This is a genomic window from Exiguobacterium abrahamii (genome assembly GCF_015645365.1).
In the GTDB taxonomy this organism is placed as follows: Bacteria; Bacillota; Bacilli; order Exiguobacteriales; family Exiguobacteriaceae; genus Exiguobacterium_A; species Exiguobacterium_A abrahamii.
Genome location: NZ_JADOYC010000001.1, coordinates 1,787,564 through 1,805,568, shown reverse-complemented (window position 1 = coordinate 1,805,568; position 18,005 = coordinate 1,787,564). Strand labels below are relative to the sequence as shown.

Annotated in this window: 15 protein-coding genes; all 15 read left to right on the top strand. The window is 51.1% G+C overall.

Annotated features, from left to right (window positions below; all coding sequences use genetic code 11):
* Nucleotides 1–100: 100 nt before the first annotated feature.
* The 15 genes from ITJ88_RS09335 to ITJ88_RS09265 all read left to right on the top strand — a co-directional run bounded on the left by ITJ88_RS09335 (nucleotide 101) and on the right by ITJ88_RS09265 (nucleotide 18,005).
* The gene (locus ITJ88_RS09335; protein ID WP_035398188.1) at nucleotides 101–1,849 is read left to right on the top strand and encodes a 2-oxoacid:acceptor oxidoreductase subunit alpha; all 1,749 of its coding nucleotides are present in this window, start codon (nucleotides 101–103) and stop codon (nucleotides 1,847–1,849) included.
* The gene (locus tag ITJ88_RS09330; protein ID WP_023467707.1) at nucleotides 1,836–2,702 is read left to right on the top strand and encodes a 2-oxoacid:ferredoxin oxidoreductase subunit beta; all 867 of its coding nucleotides are present in this window, start codon (nucleotides 1,836–1,838) and stop codon (nucleotides 2,700–2,702) included. Before ITJ88_RS09335 ends, ITJ88_RS09330 begins: the two co-directional genes overlap by 14 nt.
* Before the next feature lie 99 nt (nucleotides 2,703–2,801).
* Nucleotides 2,802–3,890 carry an L-threonine 3-dehydrogenase gene (gene tdh / locus ITJ88_RS09325; protein WP_195865457.1) on the top strand — a complete coding sequence of 363 codons (1,089 nt, stop codon included), beginning with the start codon at nucleotides 2,802–2,804 and terminating at the stop codon, nucleotides 3,888–3,890.
* The gene (locus tag ITJ88_RS09320) at nucleotides 3,890–5,065 is read left to right on the top strand and encodes a glycine C-acetyltransferase (RefSeq protein ID WP_023467709.1); all 1,176 of its coding nucleotides are present in this window, start codon (nucleotides 3,890–3,892) and stop codon (nucleotides 5,063–5,065) included. Before tdh ends, ITJ88_RS09320 begins: the two co-directional genes overlap by 1 nt.
* 146 nt (nucleotides 5,066–5,211) lie before the next feature.
* Nucleotides 5,212–6,828, top strand: a complete 1,617-nt coding sequence (locus tag ITJ88_RS09315; RefSeq protein ID WP_195865548.1) for an alpha/beta hydrolase — start codon at nucleotides 5,212–5,214, stop codon at nucleotides 6,826–6,828.
* Nucleotides 6,825–8,279 (top strand): phytoene desaturase family protein, encoded by a 1,455-nt coding sequence (locus tag ITJ88_RS09310; RefSeq protein WP_195865456.1) that lies wholly within the window; start codon nucleotides 6,825–6,827, stop codon nucleotides 8,277–8,279. The genes ITJ88_RS09315 and ITJ88_RS09310 overlap by 4 nt, the downstream gene beginning before the upstream one ends.
* 124 nt (nucleotides 8,280–8,403) lie before the next feature.
* Complete coding sequence (locus ITJ88_RS09305; protein WP_029341204.1) at nucleotides 8,404–8,691, top strand: hypothetical protein; 288 nt, start codon at nucleotides 8,404–8,406, stop codon at nucleotides 8,689–8,691.
* Nucleotides 8,692–8,796: 105 nt separating this feature from the next.
* Nucleotides 8,797–10,065, top strand: a complete 1,269-nt coding sequence (locus tag ITJ88_RS09300) for a DUF445 domain-containing protein (protein ID WP_294747432.1) — start codon at nucleotides 8,797–8,799, stop codon at nucleotides 10,063–10,065.
* Nucleotides 10,062–10,889, top strand: coding sequence for a DNA-3-methyladenine glycosylase family protein (locus ITJ88_RS09295; protein WP_195865455.1), 828 nt, complete (start codon nucleotides 10,062–10,064; stop codon nucleotides 10,887–10,889). Before ITJ88_RS09300 ends, ITJ88_RS09295 begins: the two co-directional genes overlap by 4 nt.
* Nucleotides 10,890–11,000: 111 nt before the next feature.
* A complete protein-coding gene (locus tag ITJ88_RS09290; protein ID WP_023467714.1) occupies nucleotides 11,001–11,438 on the top strand; it encodes a YlbF/YmcA family competence regulator in 438 nt (145 codons plus the stop codon).
* 62 nt (nucleotides 11,439–11,500) lie between these two features.
* Nucleotides 11,501–14,032 (top strand): DNA mismatch repair protein MutS, encoded by a 2,532-nt coding sequence (gene mutS / locus ITJ88_RS09285; protein WP_195865454.1) that lies wholly within the window; start codon nucleotides 11,501–11,503, stop codon nucleotides 14,030–14,032.
* A gap of 10 nt (nucleotides 14,033–14,042) precedes the next feature.
* The gene (gene mutL / locus ITJ88_RS09280) at nucleotides 14,043–15,875 is read left to right on the top strand and encodes a DNA mismatch repair endonuclease MutL (protein WP_195865453.1); all 1,833 of its coding nucleotides are present in this window, start codon (nucleotides 14,043–14,045) and stop codon (nucleotides 15,873–15,875) included.
* A 439-nt stretch (nucleotides 15,876–16,314) separates the two neighbouring features.
* Nucleotides 16,315–16,704 carry a CidA/LrgA family protein gene (locus ITJ88_RS09275; RefSeq protein WP_195865452.1) on the top strand — a complete coding sequence of 130 codons (390 nt, stop codon included), beginning with the start codon at nucleotides 16,315–16,317 and terminating at the stop codon, nucleotides 16,702–16,704.
* Nucleotides 16,697–17,380 (top strand): LrgB family protein, encoded by a 684-nt coding sequence (locus ITJ88_RS09270; protein WP_195865451.1) that lies wholly within the window; start codon nucleotides 16,697–16,699, stop codon nucleotides 17,378–17,380. The genes ITJ88_RS09275 and ITJ88_RS09270 overlap by 8 nt, the downstream gene beginning before the upstream one ends.
* A gap of 100 nt (nucleotides 17,381–17,480) precedes the next feature.
* Nucleotides 17,481–18,005 carry an AAA family ATPase gene (locus ITJ88_RS09265; protein ID WP_195865450.1) on the top strand — a complete coding sequence of 175 codons (525 nt, stop codon included), beginning with the start codon at nucleotides 17,481–17,483 and terminating at the stop codon, nucleotides 18,003–18,005.

Below are 18,005 nucleotides of genomic sequence, written 5' to 3'. Positions count from 1 at the left end.
TTTCCACCGAGGGAGCATTGTACTACTTCCGGTAAATCGGTATCATGAGGGAGGATAGAGAGAACTATCATTTCAGGGGACAGAGAAGGAGCGAACGTCGATGTATAATCAGTTATCATGGAAAGTTGGCGGTCAGCAGGGAGAAGGGATCGAATCAACAGGCGAAATCTTTGCGATTGCCTTGAATCGACTCGGCTATTACCTGTACGGCTACCGTCACTTTTCGTCACGTATCAAGGGAGGACATACGAACAATAAGATTCGTGTCGCGACACAGGAAGTCCGGACGATTTCCGATGATCTCGATATTTTGGTCGCGTTCGATCAAGAGACGATCGATGTTAACTTCCATGAATTGCGTCAAGGTGCCATCATCATTGCGGATGCGAAATTCAATCCGACGAATCCAGACGAAGCACGCGCTTCCTTGTATGCGATTCCATTTACGGAGATCGCAGCTGATCTCGGTACGGCCTTGATGAAGAACATGGTCGCGATCGGTGCATCGAGTGCGATTCTCGGCATTGCACCGGAGCGTTTCCAAGCGGTCGTCGAACAAATTTTCGGTCGAAAAGGTCCAGACATGGTCGAGAAAAACTTAGCAGCGATTCGTGAAGGCGCAGCAGCGTTCGAAGCACTCGCAGGAGAGGGCGAACGGTTCGTCTTGGAACCGGCGGACGGAAAACAACGGATGTTCATGATCGGAAACGATGCGATCGCGCTTGGTGCAATCGCCGGTGGAGCGCGTCTGATGGCAGCTTACCCAATCACACCATCATCTGAGATCATGGAATACTTAATCAAGAAACTGCCGCAGTTCGGCGGAACGGTCGTTCAGACGGAAGACGAGCTGGCAGCAGTCACGATGGCAATCGGGGCGAACTATGCAGGTGTCCGTGCTTTGACAGCATCTGCTGGTCCAGGATTGTCATTGATGGCGGAAGCGATCGGGTTATCCGGGATGACGGAAACACCGCTCGTCATCGTCGATACACAACGGGGTGGTCCGTCAACCGGTCTACCGACGAAACAGGAACAGTCTGACTTAATGGCGATGATCTACAGCACGCATGGTGAAATTCCGAAGGTCGTTCTGGCACCGTCAACGGTCGAAGAAGCGTTCTACGATGCAGCAGAGGCATTCAATATCGCAGAGGAATACCAATGTCCTGTCATTCTCTTGACGGATTTGATGCTGTCGCTTGGAAAACAATCGGTCGAGCCACCGGATATGTCACGCGTTGAGATCCGTCGCGGAAAGTTGATCCAGGAAGACTTACCGGAACTTGAAGGAAAAGCGTACTTCAAACGCTACGAAGTGACGGAAGATGGAATCAGCCCACGTGTCATTCCAGGCGTCAAGCACGGAATTCATCACGTAACGGGTGTTGAGCACAATGAGGAAGGACGTCCGTCGGAAGCGACGAAGAACCGAGTCGATCAAATGACGAAGCGACTTCGGAAGCTGAACACGTTCCGCTTACAGGATGCCGTTCTCGTAACGGAGCATCATGCAGAACCGGATATCTTATTCGTCGGTTTCAACTCGACACGTGGAACGATTGAAGAGATCATGCCACGACTCGAAGCACAAGGAATCAAGGTTGATCACTTGCATATCCGTCAAGTCCATCCGTTCCCAAGTGAGCTCGTCACGCCGCACTTAGAGCGGGCAAAACGAGTCATCGTCGTCGAGTACAACGCAACGGGACAACTGGCGAAGCTGATCCAGATGAACTGTGGACATGCATCGAAGATCGAGCATATCCTGAAATTCAATGGCGACCCGTTCTACCCAGCAGAGGTCGTCGAGCAGGTCGTAGGAGGGGTATATCATGGCAACCTTTAAGGATTTTAGAAATGATGTTAAACCAAACTGGTGTCCAGGGTGTGGAGACTTCTCGATTCAAGCAGCGATTCAGCGTGCTGTCGCGAACGTCGGGCTCGAACCAGAAGAGTTGGCATTGATTTCCGGGATCGGCTGTTCTGGTCGGATTTCCGGTTATATCAATACGTATGGCTTCCACGGCGTTCATGGACGGTCCCTTCCGATCGCCCAAGGTGTCAAGATGGCGAACCGCGAATTGACGGTCATCGCGTCTGGTGGCGACGGGGATGGATTTGCAATCGGCATGGGACATACGATTCATGCATTCAAGCGTAATGTCGACATGACGTATATCGTCATGGACAATCAGATTTACGGCTTGACGAAAGGACAGACGTCACCTACTTCTGCACCTGGATTCAAGACGAAATCGACGCCAAAAGGGTCGATCGAAAAGAGTGTTTCACCGGTCGAGCTTGCCTTGACGGCAGGAGCGACGTTCGTTGCCCAAAGCTTCTCGAACGATTTGAAGGGCTTGACGCAACTGATCGAGCAAGCGACGGCACATAAAGGATTTGCCTTCATCAACGTCTTCAGTCCGTGTGTCACGTTCAACAAGGTCAATACGTACGATTGGTTCAAACAAAACTTGACGAAGCTGTCCGATATCGAAGGATACGATCCGTCGAACTTGGATCTTGCGAAACAAACTGTTCATGCGCACGACGGACTCGTCATGGGATTGATCTATCAGGATGAAACACGTCCTGATTACCAGTCGCAAATCGATGGGTATCAAGAATCGGGTCTCGCGTATGCGGATCTTGAGCTGAACGAAGAAACATTCGGTAAACTGGCAGCAGAATTCATGTAAGATAGAGGAAAGATGTGTTTGGTTTTTTGGGGATGCTAAACATTTGGAAGTTCGCCACATATAAATAAACGGGAACTTCCGCGAAGGAGTCGGGGAAAGATGACGAAATTAGTAACGACGGTAGAAGAGACGACAACGACGAAAACGATGCGTGCACTCGTCAAAGAAGAGCGTGGGTTTGGTGCAACACTGAAAGAAGTACCGGTACCCGTACCGAGTCGTGGAGAAGTCTTGATTCGAGTCGAGGCAACATCGATCTGTGGGACGGACGTGCATATCTATGAGTGGGACGCGTGGGCAGCTTCGCGTGTCAATCCACCTTATGTCTTCGGTCACGAGTTCTCAGGCGAAGTCGTCGAGCTCGGAGAAGGCACGAAACGCTTGAAGCTCGGTGACCGTGTCTCGGCGGAGACGCATATCGTTTGTCATCAATGTAAACAATGTCTTCGTGGACAATATCACATCTGTAAGAACACAAAGATCATCGGCGTCGATACACAAGGGTGTTTTGCGGAATACGTCGTCATGCCGGAAGAAAACCTTTGGGTCAACCCGGAAGATATGCCAGCAGGAATCGCTTCGATCCAAGAGCCGATGGGCAATGCCGTCCATACGGTTCTTGCGAGCGACGTCAGTGCAAAAACGGTCGCAATCGTCGGTTGTGGTCCGATTGGTCTGATGGCGGTCTCGGTCGCTAAAGCCGCTGGTGCGGCGGAAGTCGTTGCGATCGACGTCAATCCATATCGTCTTGAACTCGCGCGGACGATGGGGGCGGATGTCGTCATCGATTCACGTCATGACGATGTCTTGGAGCGGATCGAGCGCATGACGGACGGAGATGGAATTGATGTTGTCTGTGAGATGAGTGGTCATCCGGTTGCGATTCGTCAAGCCTTCGAGATGGTGACAGCAGGTGGAGACGTCAACATCCTCAGTCTGCCGGTCAAACCGGTTGAAATCGATTTGACGAACCACGTCGTCTTCAAAGGTGTCCGGGTCCAAGGAATCACGGGTCGGAAGATGTATGAGACATGGAGCCAGGTTTCTGCTTTCTTATCGAGCGGAAAAGTCGATGTCCGACCGTTAATCACACACACGTTGCCGCTCGAGCGGTTCGAAGAAGGATTTGAATTGATGCGTCAAGGGAAATGCGGGAAAGTCGTATTACAACCAAGGGGGACGAATTAATGGGATTTGAACACTTACGGACAGAACTAGAAGAGATGAAACAGGCGGGCACGTTCCGCAACCTTGTAGCACTTGAGAGCGCGCAACATAACCGCGTGACGATCGATGGGAAGGAACTCATTCAACTGTCGTCGAACAACTACCTTGGACTCGCAGCACATCCGCGTCTCGCTGAACAAGCAGCGGAAGCAGCGCGCACGTTCGGTGCTGGAACAGGATCCGTTCGGACGATTGCCGGAACACTCGAGATGCACCAAGCATTCGAACGGGAACTCGCGACATTCAAGCATACGGAAGCAGCACTTGTCTTCCAGTCTGGATTCGCAACGAATCTCGGTGTCTTATCGGCACTGCTCGGTCCGGAAGACGTCGTCATCTCGGATGAGTTGAACCACGCTTCGATCATCGATGGGATTCGTCTGACGAAAGCGAAACGCCGGATCTATAAACACGTCGACTTGGCGGATCTTGAAGCAGCCTTACAAGAAACACAAGACGCGCGGACACGCCTTATCGTCACGGACGGTGTCTTCTCGATGGACGGAAACATCGCACCACTTCCAGAAATCGTTGAATTAGCCGAGCGTTATGACGCACTCGTCATGGTCGATGATGCCCATGCGTCAGGTGTGCTTGGGAAAGCGGGACGCGGTACGGTCAATCACTTCGGTCTTGACGGACGTGTTGCTCTTCAAGTTGGTACGCTCTCAAAAGCCATTGGTGTCCTCGGTGGATACGTCGCGTGTGAACAGCACGTCAAAGATTATCTGATCCATAAAGGGCGTCCGTTCTTGTTCTCGACATCACATCCACCAGCAGTCGTTGAAGCGAATCGCGAAGCGCTCCGTGTCATGGAGGAAGAGACGGAACTCTTCGATCGTCTGTGGGAAAACACGGAATTCTTTAAACAAGGACTCCGTGATCTTGGATTCGACATCGGTACATCGACGACGCCGATCACACCGGTCATCGTCGGGGATGAAGCACGTTGCCACGAGTTATCGGACCGCTTACGTCAAGAAGGTGTCTTCGCTCAAGGGATCGCCTTCCCGACGGTCGCAAAAGGAAAAGCACGTGTCCGGACGATCGTGACGGCGGAACATACGCGTGAAGATTTAACGACGGCGCTTGCAGCTTTCGAAAAAGTCGGTCGTGAATTAAACTTGATCGGTTGATATCGATCACGGACGAAATGCGTCCGCATACTTTCAGGCAGCGGATCAGCGATTCGCTGCCTGAAGTGCGTCACGGGCGAAAGAATCAACGTCGACCGTTTTTACTTTTGCGAGATAGGGAATAACAGATGAGGAAAGGATGTGACCTGATGAGTACGAAGAAGAAAGGGATTTTGCTCTCATTTTTGATGCTGACGCTGCTCCTTGGGGGTTGTATTCGCATCCAATATGATGCGACGATTCATACCGATCAGAGTGTCACCTTAAAAACGACATATGCCGCAAAGGAACACCCGGTAGCTCGTTTACTGAACCTAAATCCGAATTGGAGTAGTTATGTCAAACAGGCAGAAAAGAACGGCTATGCGGCGAAAACGTTCAAGACGAAGGATGACTATGAAGGGATCCGGATGCAGAAGACATTCGCGAACTTCAAGGACATGACGTCGATCAAGGACGAATGGAAGACAGGTATCGGAGGGATTCTCATTCCACCTGATACGAAGTTCGACATGAAAAAATCGGACGGTTTTTGGTTTGATACGTATCGACTGGATACGAACATCGATCTCAGTATCGATCGATTGAATATCAAAGGCTACCAACCGACAGGACAGGTCAAGAAACTCGCCGATCGGTATATCCGTCAAGCCGATATTGAGATCAAGCTCCACGGTCCGAAAGTGATTGGTCTCCAAAATGGAGAAAAGATCGACTGGTCGAATTACCATGATGTGTCATGGAAATTATACGGAACGAAAGCCAACCAGCTACAGTTGATTGCGTATGTACCGAATCCGACAGGTTGGATCATTACCGGTATCGTGTTATTAATCGGTGTCGGATTATTCCTCTACTGGGTCTTTCACCGTGTCCGCCGTTTGCGCCGGCAACAGTTGAAGACGATCAGTATCTCGCTCCTCGTCTGTTTGATCGTTGGGGGAGGCGCGTGGTGGGTGTTCGCGGAAGATACGTCAAGTGCGCCGCCACCAACGCGTCAGATCGTCACACAAGGAAAGAGTGAAATCGTGCCGACATTCCTCGTCCACGGGTTATTCGGGACGGAGCGGACGTTCGTGCCGATGATTCAAAACTTCACGAATAAAAAAGTCGCCGATGATGGTGGTCGATGTGACGTGACCCGTTCCGGGAAAGCAACCTGTAGCGTCAAACCCTCGCCGACGGGCTACCCACTTGTCCGAATCGTCTTCGCCGATGATGAGGCAAGTCTTGCCGATCAGCAAAAGTGGTTGAATGCGGCGATTGCCGCTTACGATGCGAAACAAAAAGCGACCTTTGCCGATATTCAGCTCGTTGGGCACAGCATGGGTGGTGTCGATGTCGTCGCCTACACGGTTCAAGAGGAGATGCCGTACCACGTCCGAAAAGTCGTGACGCTCGACTCACCGATCGCCGGTTCCGATTACGCGAAACTTGGCTTGACGCTCGCACCGCTCGGCACGAATACAAATAGTCCTGCGATCCGCGATCTTGCGAAGGGCTCACCAGCGATGAACAATCTGACCCAAAGGCTTGAGACGTGGCCACGCGACGTACTCGTCTATTCGTTTGGTGCCAAAGGAGGCGACTTCAATCTGATTTCGTTAAATAGTTCGTTTGCACTCGAGAACTACACAGATAACATCCAGACGAAATCCTATAAGTATGATCACTTTACGATTCATCGCCGGGAGCCGGTATTCCGCGAAATCCGCAATTTCCTGTTTAAAGAAAATCAAGTCACGGAGGAGGAACCATCATGAAACAGGTCGTCATCGTCGGCGGAGGAATTGCCGGTCTAACGGCTGCGGCATTGATCGCACAAGAAGGGCATGCCGTCACGGTACTTGAGGGAAGCCGTGAATGGGGAGGGTCAGCCGGGAAGTTCACACGCCGGGACTTGACGTATCCCGTTGGAGCGACTCTTGGGATGGGATTTGAACCGGGTGGCATTCATGCCCGTGTGCTCGATCATCTCGGAGTGACGCACCAAGTCGAGTCGCTCGACGTCGTCATGACGATTCGCATCGAAGGACGATTGATTCATTATTATCAAAATCGTGATGCATTTCTAGCCGAATTGACGTCACATTTTCCGGAGCAAGCATCGTCGATTCGGGCGTTCTTTGCTGAAATCGAGCAGATACACGAGGCGATTCGACCATTGATGGCAGAACTGCCGGCATTGCCACTTCAAGATTTAGCTGATGTCAGGCGGTTAGTTCGTCACACGAAAAGTGTCGTCCTCTTACCGTATTTTCCGCTGACGATTGGTCATCTGTTACGCAAACATCGACTAGCAGATACGTTGTTCGCACAAGTGATCGACGGGATCCTACTCGACAGCATGCAGACAGGGCAGGAGGCGTCAGCTTTGCTAGGGGCTGTCGCCTTATCGATTTATCATGAAGGTGCCTATTATGTTCCAGGCGGACTGTACCGGCTGGCCGAACAATTGAAAGAAACAGCCGAGGCGAGCGGGGCAACCTGTCTCCTTGGACGGAAAGTCACGTCGATTCGTAAGACGCCGGATGGATTTTTGATCGAAGACCGTCGCGGGCGCTTGACGCTTGCAGATGCTGTCATCTGTGCGGTTCCGCTTGAAGGCATCAGGGAAGTCGTCAGCGCGGATATGCGACGAACGTTACGACGGACGTACCAGCGACAGGAAAAGCTACAGCAATGGGCGACCTTTACGTATTATGCGGCGATACCGGAGTCGATCATTTTGTCTGATGAAGCATTCCGGCAAGTCCATGATCCGTCCCTGCCTTCAGGTCATGCCTTCATCTCTCTCTCCCGTCCGGATGACCGGTTACGTGCACCAACCGGTCAGCGGACGCTGACGATGTCATGTCATGTTCCAATCGGTACATTCGATAAGACGGACCGAAAACGCTACGACGAACAAGTCGAGACGATGTCGGCAATCTTCGAAGCCATTCTTGAACAACAGTTTCCGGGTTTCAGTCAACAGGTAATCGAACGTCATCCAGGTGGACCCGGTGCGTGGGTTCGCTATACGTTCCGTCCGGACGGTGGAGTCGGGGGATATCCGCAACGTCCGAGCACGAGTCTCTTGTTCGCAGCACCATTTCGAACAGGCATCGATCACTTCTTTGCGATCGGCGACACGATCTTTCCGGGTGCCGGGACGATCGGGGCGACGACGTCTGCGATTCATGCCGCCCGACAGTTTGATGTCAGATTATGAGAAATCATCGTAAAATGATGAAAGAAGCGACGCATCTGTCGCTTTTTTCACATTTGAGGATTATGATGAGGAAGAGTCGGGAACATGATATCCATGAACAGAAAGAGAGAAGGAGTGAAGAACCATGGAGACATTCGAGCAAAAATGTCAGTCGTTCATTCAGGAACGACGACCTGAAGTCGGTCCGATTCAATTCGAGTCGGCGCGTACGTTTCTCAATGCACGCGGTTTAAGCGTTTACGAACGGATTTATCAAGGGAAAGAGGAAGTCCGATTAGCGTTCGTCGAGCAGACGAATGGTCAACAACTCGTGTCATTAATGGAAAATACATTCGGCAACGGACTGGTCTATTTTGTCTCAACGGCAACCGCGACATGGGATGGCGACCGTTTTGGTGAATACACGTTTTAAGTACATAGGGAGTCCCAGTCGATGACTGGGGCTCTTTCGTGTCGAAACCTAATCCTTGTCCCGTTCGTAAGGTAGATAAGTGACTCAGTTGAAGGAGGAAACGATGTGTCATCACTTGAACAACCTAAAACATCGACACGGCGGCTTGCGACCGTCTCGTTGATTTTCATGGCGGTCGGATTCGTCGTCTCATTACCATTTAAAGAAAATGCGTGGGTCTTTTGGCTTCAGAGTGGTTTTGAAGCCGGACTCGTCGGTGGGATTGCCGACTGGTTCGCGATCACGGCGTTGTTTCGCCATCCGCTTGGCTTAAAGATTCCCCATACGAACCTGTTGCCGAAAAATCGGGAACGGGTCATCGAATCAATCGTTCATATGCTTGAGACGGACTTGCTTAATAAAGAGAGTATCGTCGCGAAACTCCAGCACATGACGCTCGCAGACCGTGTCATCAAAATCTTACGTTCGATTCTCGTACTGCCTGCTTTTCGAGCGACCGTCACCGAGCTGTTGATTGGTTTAATACGGAAACTACCGAAAGAGGCGATTCTTGAGTTTGCGAATACACGGGTGACGGAGACGATCAAAGCGTATCCGTCAAAACGGCTGGCTGTCCGAGCAATGCAATTGAACGAGGAACGTCGCCTCGACGAGTGGCTGATGGACCAGTTACTCGATTATGGGCAACGTCTGCTCGAAGACCCCGTCATCCGCGATCAGATTGGCCGCCTTGCCTATACGGCGATGATCGATCAAGAAAAGAATACGTTCTTGCGGGTGACGGCGCGAACCGTCCAAAAAGTCTATTCAGAAGAAAAACTCAGTCTGGTCATTCAAGGTGTCTTGCTGACGGTCATTCAAGATATGCGACACGTCCATCACCCGAATCGTTTAGCGATTCTTGATCATCTGCGTCGAAATCTGGCACAGTTGTCGATTGATGAAGAGCGTCTAGCGAAAATCGATGCCTGGAAGGCAAGCGAGGTCGACCGGTTTGACTTCGTGCCGGTCATTGAACGCGCGTATGATGCTGGTCTGATCGAACTCGAACGCTACTTGACGTCAGATGCCTTCTGGACGGAACGGGCGATGCCGATGCTTTCGCGCGCTTTAGACGACTGGGAACAGCATCCGACGTTCAAGGATAGCAGTGATCAATGGATGAAGGAGCAACTCGTTCGTTTCGTTGAACAAAATCACCAAAAAATCGGTGGACTCGTCCGCGAGAACTTAAACCGGTTCGATACGGAGACACTGATTCATATGATCGAGGATAAGGTCGGCAGTGACTTGCAATGGATTCGGGTCAACGGGGCATTGTGTGGATTCATCATCGGTTTGATTCTCGGTGCGATCAAGGTGTTCGTCGGATGAGCCGGTGGACATATGATGTGACGTTGTCGGAAGCATTTGATTTTAAAGGAGTCGCGTCTCGTTTGACGGGAGACCCGTTACAAATCGAACAGGATGGGCGACTCGTCGTTCCGATCTTCATCAACGATCAGGCATACATCACGACGATGGAAGCCATCGATGGTTACACGTTACGGATTGACGGTTCAGGACCGCAAACAGCGGTGCTGACGCAAATCAATCGACGCTTTCGACTCAATGAGCCAAATCCTGCGCAGCGTCTCAAGGCGACGTCGTTACACGCGATCGTCGAACGGTTCGGTGACGAACGACTCGTGCTTGATCATTCACCGTTCACGGCCTTGATTCGCTCGATCATTCATCAACAGATCAATCTCTCGTTTGCCCATACGTTGACGGAACGTGTCTTTCGAACATTCGGAACGGTTAAGGACGGGATCATCCTTCCGCCGACACCGCGTCAATTAGCGGCAGCGCGTCGCGAGGACTTGCTTGCTCTGCAACTATCAGGACGTAAAGTCGATTATCTGCTTGGCGTAGCGACGGCAACGATTGATTATGATGCATTGACGTCAGCCGACGACGCAGAAATCGCTGAGACGTTGATAGCACTGAAAGGCGTCGGACCATGGACGGTCCAAAACGTCCTGATGTTCGGGTACGGTCGTCCAGATTTGTTTCCGGCATCGGACATCGGGATATTACGGGCTTTCGAACGGTTACTCGGTTACCGACCGACTGTTGAAGAAGCGACGCGACTGGCGGAGGAATTTGCCCCTGTCCGTAGTCACGCCGCCTATCTATTATGGCGTTCGATTGAATAAGGAACTATTCTTGTCACTCTATCGCGAGAACGGTATAATGAATGCGACAGAACGAGGAATCGTTCAGAATGCTAAGGGAAGCGACGTGTTCGCTAACGATAGAGGGGACGAATGTGGATGTATACAGATGAACAAATCATCGAAAAAGCCAATGAAATCGCCAAAATGATTTCAGAGACACCGGAAGTAGAACGATTTAAAGCGGCAGAAGCCAACATCAATGGGAATGAAAAAGTCCAAAAGATGATGAAACAAATCAAGTTCCTTCAAAAAGAGGCAGTCAACTGCCAACATTACGGCAAAACAGAAGCACTCGCACGTGTCGAAGCGAAGCTCGATAAATTGTTCGCTGAGCTCGATGAGATGCCTGTCGTCCAACAGTTCCAAGAAACACAAGAAGAAGTCAACGGACTTCTCCAATACATCACGGTGACGATCTCGAACGGGATTACGGATCAAATCATCGAAGCGACGGACGGAGATGTTCTCGCTGGTAAGACAGGTAGCGGCATGGAAGCAGAAAACAAAAGCGGCGGTTGCGGCTACTAATCACGAAATGAACGAAAAGCCGACGGACATCCGTCGGCTTTTTCTACGAATGAGGTGGAAGAATGGAAGCAGTACACAACACTCCGATGATGAAACAATACTTCTCGATCAAGGCGGACTATCCGGATGCCTTCTTGTTTTATCGGCTCGGAGATTTTTACGAATTATTCTTTGAGGATGCCAAAAAGGTCGCCCATGAGCTGGAGTTGACGCTTACGGCGAAAAACGGCAAGAACGCGGAACATCCGATTCCGATGTGCGGCGTGCCCCATCACGCAGCGAACGGCTACATCGAACAGTTGATCGAGCGTGGTTATAAAGTGGCACTTTGCGATCAAGTCGAGGATCCGAAGTTGACGAAAGGACTCGTCAAACGCGAAGTCATCCAAGTCATCACGCCGGGAACGTTGATGTCTGCCTTGACGGAAAAAGAGAATCGGTACTTAGTCGCGGTCGTCGAACAGGACGGTCGCTTTGGGATTGCCCGCGGAGATGTCTCGACCGGTGAGAGTGCCTTGACTAGCGTTGCGACACTCGACGGTGTGGTCAAGGAACTGAGCATCATCCTGCCACGGGAAATCATCGTCACGACAGATGAACATGAGACGGCGCTCGCACACTTACGGATTCCACTGACGCGTAGTTCACGGCGCGAGACGCATCCGCACGGCGATCGTGCGATTGATACAGCCCAAGCGGAAGCCTTTGCGGTCCTCTATGCCTACATGCACGATACACAAAAACGAGCGTTGACACATCTGCAACCGGCTGTCGTCTATGAAGCGAGCGACTTCATGCAACTCGAGCCGAATACGGTCAAGAATCTCGAGCTCGTTCGCTCGGCACGGACAGGAGATAAAAAAGGTTCGTTGCTTGGTCTGCTTGACGTGACAGGTACAGCGATGGGCGGACGGATGCTGAAACGCTGGTTAGAAAAACCGTTGTTATCGGAACGTGTCATCACGGAACGGCTCGACGCTGTCGAGGAATTGTTGCAGCACTATTTCGAGCGTCAACAACTAAAAGATACGTTACGCGAAGTCTATGATCTCGAGCGACTCGTTGCAAAAGTCGGGTATGGAACAGCGTCAGCGCGCGATCTCGTTCAATTGAAGTCGACGTTGCGATTGATTCCCCGCATTCAATCAGCGCTTGAGGAGATGATGAGTGAACGTCTCGGTCAACTCAGTCTCGGACTCGATCCGCACGATGAGTTGAGTGATTTGCTCGATCGTGCGTTCGTCGAAGCCCCACCGATCTCAACGAAAGAGGGCGGAATGATCAAGTCCGGTTATTCCCCAGACCTCGACGAGTTACTCGTCGCTTCAAAAGATGGGAAGACATGGCTTGCGACACTTGAAGCCAGTGAACGGGCAGCAACCGGTATCAAGACGTTGAAGATCGGCTACAACCGCGTCTTCGGTTATTACATCGAGGTCTCACGTGCCAATGCCAAGCTGTTGCCGGAAGGACGGTATGAACGGAAGCAGACACTTGCCAATGCCGAACGTTATATCACACCGGAACTGAAGGAAAAAGAAGCGTTGATTCTGGGTGCGGAAGAGAAGAGTGTCACACTCGAGTACGATCTCTTCTGTGGAGTGCGCGATGAAGTCAAAGGACACATCGAAAGCTTACAACGGGTCAGTCGCAGGATCGCAGAACTCGACGTTCTCGTCGCACTGGCTGAGATTGCCGAGACGCACGACTACGTCCGACCAATCACGACGACGGGACGAACGGTTGATATTCAGCAAGGACGTCACCCGGTCATCGAAACAGTCTTACCGCGCGGTGAATATGTCGCGAACGGGATTACCTTAAACGAAGGACGCGAGATGCTGTTGATCACTGGACCGAACATGTCCGGTAAATCGACCTATATGCGACAGTTCGCCTTGATCGCCTTATTGCATCAAATCGGCTCGTTCGTCCCAGCTGCTCAAGCGGAACTGCCGATCTTCGATCAAATCTTCACGCGGATCGGGGCGGCAGATGACCTCGTCAGTGGACAGTCGACTTTCATGGTCGAGATGGTCGAGACACAAGAAGCGTTGACGCGTGCGACGGACCGGTCGTTGATCCTGCTAGATGAAATCGGTCGCGGGACCTCGACGTACGACGGAATGGCACTCGCACAAGCGATCGTTGAACACATTGCCCGACACGTCGGAGCGAAGACGCTATTTTCGACCCATTATCATGAACTGACGGTGCTCGAAGAATCGATTGATCGATTAGCGAATGTTCACGTCCGTGCCGTTGAACAAGATGGGCGTGTCGTCTTCTTGCATGAAGTACGCGACGGAAAAGCCGACCAATCGTACGGAATCCATGTCGCGCGGTTAGCTGATTTACCGGACAGCTTGATTGAGCGGGCGCAAGTCCTCTTGTCCGAGTTCGAGCAGGTTGAGCCTGTTCCGGTCGCAGCACCTGTCAAAGCTCCTGTTCAGGAGGAGCCGGTTGATCAACTCAGTCTGTTCTCAGAAGCGGATCCGCTGCGTGAGACGATGGCGAGTCTTGATTTAATCAACATGACGCCACTCGAAGCATTGAATACGCTGTACCGTCTACAAGCCGAAGCGAGAAAGTGAGGAGAATACAGTGGGAATCATTCGTGAATTATCCGATAGTTTAGCGAACCGGATCGCGGCGGGAGAAGTCGTCGAACGACCAGCATCGGTCGTCAAGGAACTGGTCGAGAACGCACTTGATGCCGGTGCGACCCAAATCGATGTCGAACTCGAAGAAGCTGGAATGAAACGGATGACGATCCGCGACAACGGACACGGGTTTTACCCGGATGACGCTGAACTGGCTTTCGTTCGTCACGCGACGAGTAAGATTAAGGATGAGCATGACTTATTCCGAATCAAGACACTTGGTTTTCGCGGAGAGGCACTTGCCTCGATCGCGTCCGTCAGTAAAGTGACGTTGAAGACGAAACGTGAGGACGCGGAAGGGATTCAAGTGACGCTTGAGTACGGGACGGTCGTCGAACGGACACCAGCAGCAATGAACCGGGGAACGGAATTGACGGTCGAGCACCTCTTCTTCAATACACCGGCACGGCTGAAGTATTTGAAGACGACGCATACGGAACTTGCGGCGATCACGGACGTGCTGAACCGAATGGCGTTTGCTCATCCAGACGTCAAGCTTCGGGCTACCCATGAAGGAAAGACATTGATCCAGACGAACGGATCAGGAGACGTTCGGCAAGCGCTGGCGAGTGTCTACGGTCATCAAACGATCCAAGGAACGTTGGTCGCCAAGGGCGCGAATGCCGATTATCAATTGACGTGTCATCTCGTCAAACCGGAAGTGACCCGTGCCTCGAAGAATTACATTACGTTGATTCTCAATGGACGTTCGGTCAAAAACTTCGCCCTGACGCAAGCGGTCTTAAACGGTTACCATACACTCTTGCCGATCGGGCGGTATCCGATTGCAGTCATCGAGGTGACGATGGATCCTCTCCTGATCGATGTCAACGTTCACCCGGCGAAACGAGAAGTCCGTCTTTCAAAAGAGATGGAGCTCTGCCAGTTGATTCAGGAGACGATCAAGATGACGCTCAGCCGGGAGACACTGATTCCGAAAGTGACGCCACCGAAACCAAAAAAAGATCCGAGTAGCCAGGAAAAACTCGATTTTTCTTATGTCGCTGAACCGGTCGAAGAAACGTCATCGCGAGCGGTCTGGAATTATCCGATTCCGAAAAAGCCGCAAGAGGACGATCGACCATCTGAAGTGCAATCATTACCGTTTAGCAACGAGGATGATCTGTTCGAGCCCATCGCACCAGTCAAGCAGGAGTTTACTGAACCGATTGAGGAGCCACCCGCGCGTCCGCGCTTTCCGCATCTCGACGTCATCGGTCAACTCCATTCGTCCTATATCGTCTGTGCCGGGGAAGACGGGATGTATATGATTGATCAACATGCAGCACAGGAACGAATCAAATACGAGACGTATAAGGTCATGTTCGGTCGACCACCGGAACAACGACAGCAATTGCTCTTACCGTATACGTTCGAAATCTCGTCGGATGACATGAAACGGATGGATGAAGTCCTTCCGTTGCTAAAAGACGTCGGCATCGAGTTCGAAGCATTCGGTCCACAAAGCTTCATCGTCCGAGAAGTTCCGACGTGGTTCCCGTCCCATCGGCAGGAAGAGACGATTCAGGAATTACTCGATGAAGCCTTGATGAAGCGAAAAATCGATCTTGAGACGTACCGGGAGGACGCTGCCATCATGATGGCATGTAAGAAATCGATCAAGGCAAATCATCCGTTGAACGATGAGATGATGCGCCGGTTGATTGACGATCTAGCGAAAACGGAAATGCCGTTCACATGTCCACACGGACGTCCAGTCATCATCGAATGGACGACGTATGAACTCGAGAAGTTATTTAAACGGGTCATGTGATCAAGATGAGGAGACGATTACACTAAGGAGTCATCTTTCAGATTAAAAAGGGAGCTGACTCAAAACTTAAAAGTCAGTTTCTGCAAAGAATGACGTGTCACACGCAACTCCTACAGGAAAAAGCGCATTTATGCGCTGTCAGAGACAAACAAGACCCGCTTTCCTGCTTGAATGAAGCAGGAAAACTGGGCTTGTGTCTCGCCTGAGGAAAGGGCGTGAACAGACACGTCATTCTTTTTTTGGAGTCAGCCCCTTTTTGTTCGTCTCGAATCATTTTTTGTACTGATACACGACTGACTGGTTTTTGTTTGTGTTAATACAAAAAAGGTGTGGATTTTCATGAGAACGGTTACTTCAGTTGATTAACTAGATTTCATTGATTGTTGAGGGAAAGAGGCGGATAATAAGACCCGAAACTGTTAACAAGGGGACCTTTATCATGCTTTCACGAGTTATGCGTATCATTCAAATCATTGCTCAAATCGCACTTATTTTTTGTTTTTCACTCAGTGGGGACTGGGTGAGCGAAACTTTCCAGTTACCGTTACCCGGTAATATCATCGGCTTGATTCTGCTGTACGTGACGTTAAAAAGTCGACTGCTTCCTCTCGTCGCTGTTGAACGGGGCGGAACCTTTCTGCTGTTCGTCATGCCGTTATTCTTCGTTCCAGCACTGTCCGGAATCATGGATTATACGTCATTCCTTCGAACATCTGGTCTTCAAGTCGTGTTGATCGTCGTCGTCAGCAGCCTGCTGACGTTAGTCGGCTCAGCGTACATCGTCGATCGCTTGGCGCACCGGAAAGAGGCGGTGACCCCACATGAGTGAGACATTGTTTTGGATCATTTTGACCATTTTATTGTTTAGCGTAGCGATGTTCCTTTATCAACGTCATCCTCGTGTCTGGACGTTACCGATCCTGACGGTGACGGCTGTCCTGATCGTAATTCTCGTCTATAGCGGCGTCTCACATGCAGAATACATGCAAGGGGGACAATACTTGTCGAAGATGCTCGGTCCAGCGATCACGGCGTTTGCGATTCCACTCTATCGTGTCCGACATCACGTCCGGCGTTTCTTACCGGAAATCGGACTTGGTGTGTTGCTTGGAACCTGTATTGCAATGAGTTCAGATCTGTTACTCGGTCTGTTGCTTCATCTCGAGCGGACGACGAACCTTGCCTTGTTACCGAAATCGGTCACGTTACCCGTTGCCTTAGCGATCTCACAAAAAGCAGGCGGGACAACGACGCTGACGGCTGCCTTCGTTTTATTGACCGGATTGACAGGATCCATCGTCGGACCAAAATTAATGACGGGCTTGAAAATTCGGCACTTCGTCAGCCGTGGAGTAGGCTTGGCATCGATTGCCCACGTCATGGGCGCGACGAAATCGATGAGTCTTGATCAGCGCGAAGGGGCGGTCGGTCTGTTGACGATGGTCTTGACAGCAGTCTGTGCTAGCGTCATCGCACCGTTTTTAATCACATGGTTATATGGATAAACACTCTGTTTTTTTACGGAGTGTTTTTTTGTAACCGATTGAAACTTGTCGACCGTTTTAGCAGTATAGTACAACAGAAAACAGGGTGGAGGAGAATATGATGATCATTTGGATTAACGGTACGTTTGGCGTCGGAAAGACGACGGCAGCAAAAGGATTACAAAAGCGTTGGAGCAGATCATACATTTTTGACCCGGAAGAGACGGGTTATTTTCTACGGGCGCAACTGCCGGAAAACAAGGACGATTTCCAGGATGAGCCGTTGTGGCGCACGTTTAACCGACAGCTCCTCGAACAGCTCGATACGGAAGATGCGCGGATCATCGTACCGATGACCTTGACGAATCCAGAGTACTTTCAGGAAATCATCGGCACGTTACGAGCGAACGGTCATGACGTCCGTCATATCGCCCTTATGGCGAAAGAGACGACAGTCAAACGCCGCCTGATCAGCCGCTTTGAGCGTCCAAACTCGTGGGGCGGTCAACAAGCGGAACAACGACTACGGCAATTATCCGATCCGCTGTTCAGTCGACAGATTGAGACGGATGATCTGACGAAAGGGCAAGTCATTGATGCGATTGCTCTCGTGACCGGGATTGGACTCTCGCCTGCCCGATCGTGA

Bases quoted from the DNA above. Each gene is read 5' to 3' on its own strand.
- ITJ88_RS09335 (WP_035398188.1), top strand. From the start codon at position 101: ATGTATAATCAGTTATCATGGAAAGTTGGCGGTCAGCAGGGAGAAGGG.
- ITJ88_RS09330 (WP_023467707.1), top strand. From the start codon at position 1,836: ATGGCAACCTTTAAGGATTTTAGAAATGATGTTAAACCAAACTGGTGT.
- tdh (WP_195865457.1), top strand. From the start codon at position 2,802: ATGACGAAATTAGTAACGACGGTAGAAGAGACGACAACGACGAAAACG.
- ITJ88_RS09320 (WP_023467709.1), top strand. From the start codon at position 3,890: ATGGGATTTGAACACTTACGGACAGAACTAGAAGAGATGAAACAGGCG.
- ITJ88_RS09310 (WP_195865456.1), top strand. From the start codon at position 6,825: ATGAAACAGGTCGTCATCGTCGGCGGAGGAATTGCCGGTCTAACGGCT.
- ITJ88_RS09305 (WP_029341204.1), top strand. From the start codon at position 8,404: ATGGAGACATTCGAGCAAAAATGTCAGTCGTTCATTCAGGAACGACGA.
- ITJ88_RS09295 (WP_195865455.1), top strand. From the start codon at position 10,062: ATGAGCCGGTGGACATATGATGTGACGTTGTCGGAAGCATTTGATTTT.
- ITJ88_RS09290 (WP_023467714.1), top strand. From the start codon at position 11,001: ATGTGGATGTATACAGATGAACAAATCATCGAAAAAGCCAATGAAATC.
- mutS (WP_195865454.1), top strand. From the start codon at position 11,501: ATGGAAGCAGTACACAACACTCCGATGATGAAACAATACTTCTCGATC.
- ITJ88_RS09275 (WP_195865452.1), top strand. From the start codon at position 16,315: ATGCTTTCACGAGTTATGCGTATCATTCAAATCATTGCTCAAATCGCA.
- ITJ88_RS09270 (WP_195865451.1), top strand. From the start codon at position 16,697: ATGAGTGAGACATTGTTTTGGATCATTTTGACCATTTTATTGTTTAGC.
- ITJ88_RS09265 (WP_195865450.1), top strand. From the start codon at position 17,481: ATGATCATTTGGATTAACGGTACGTTTGGCGTCGGAAAGACGACGGCA.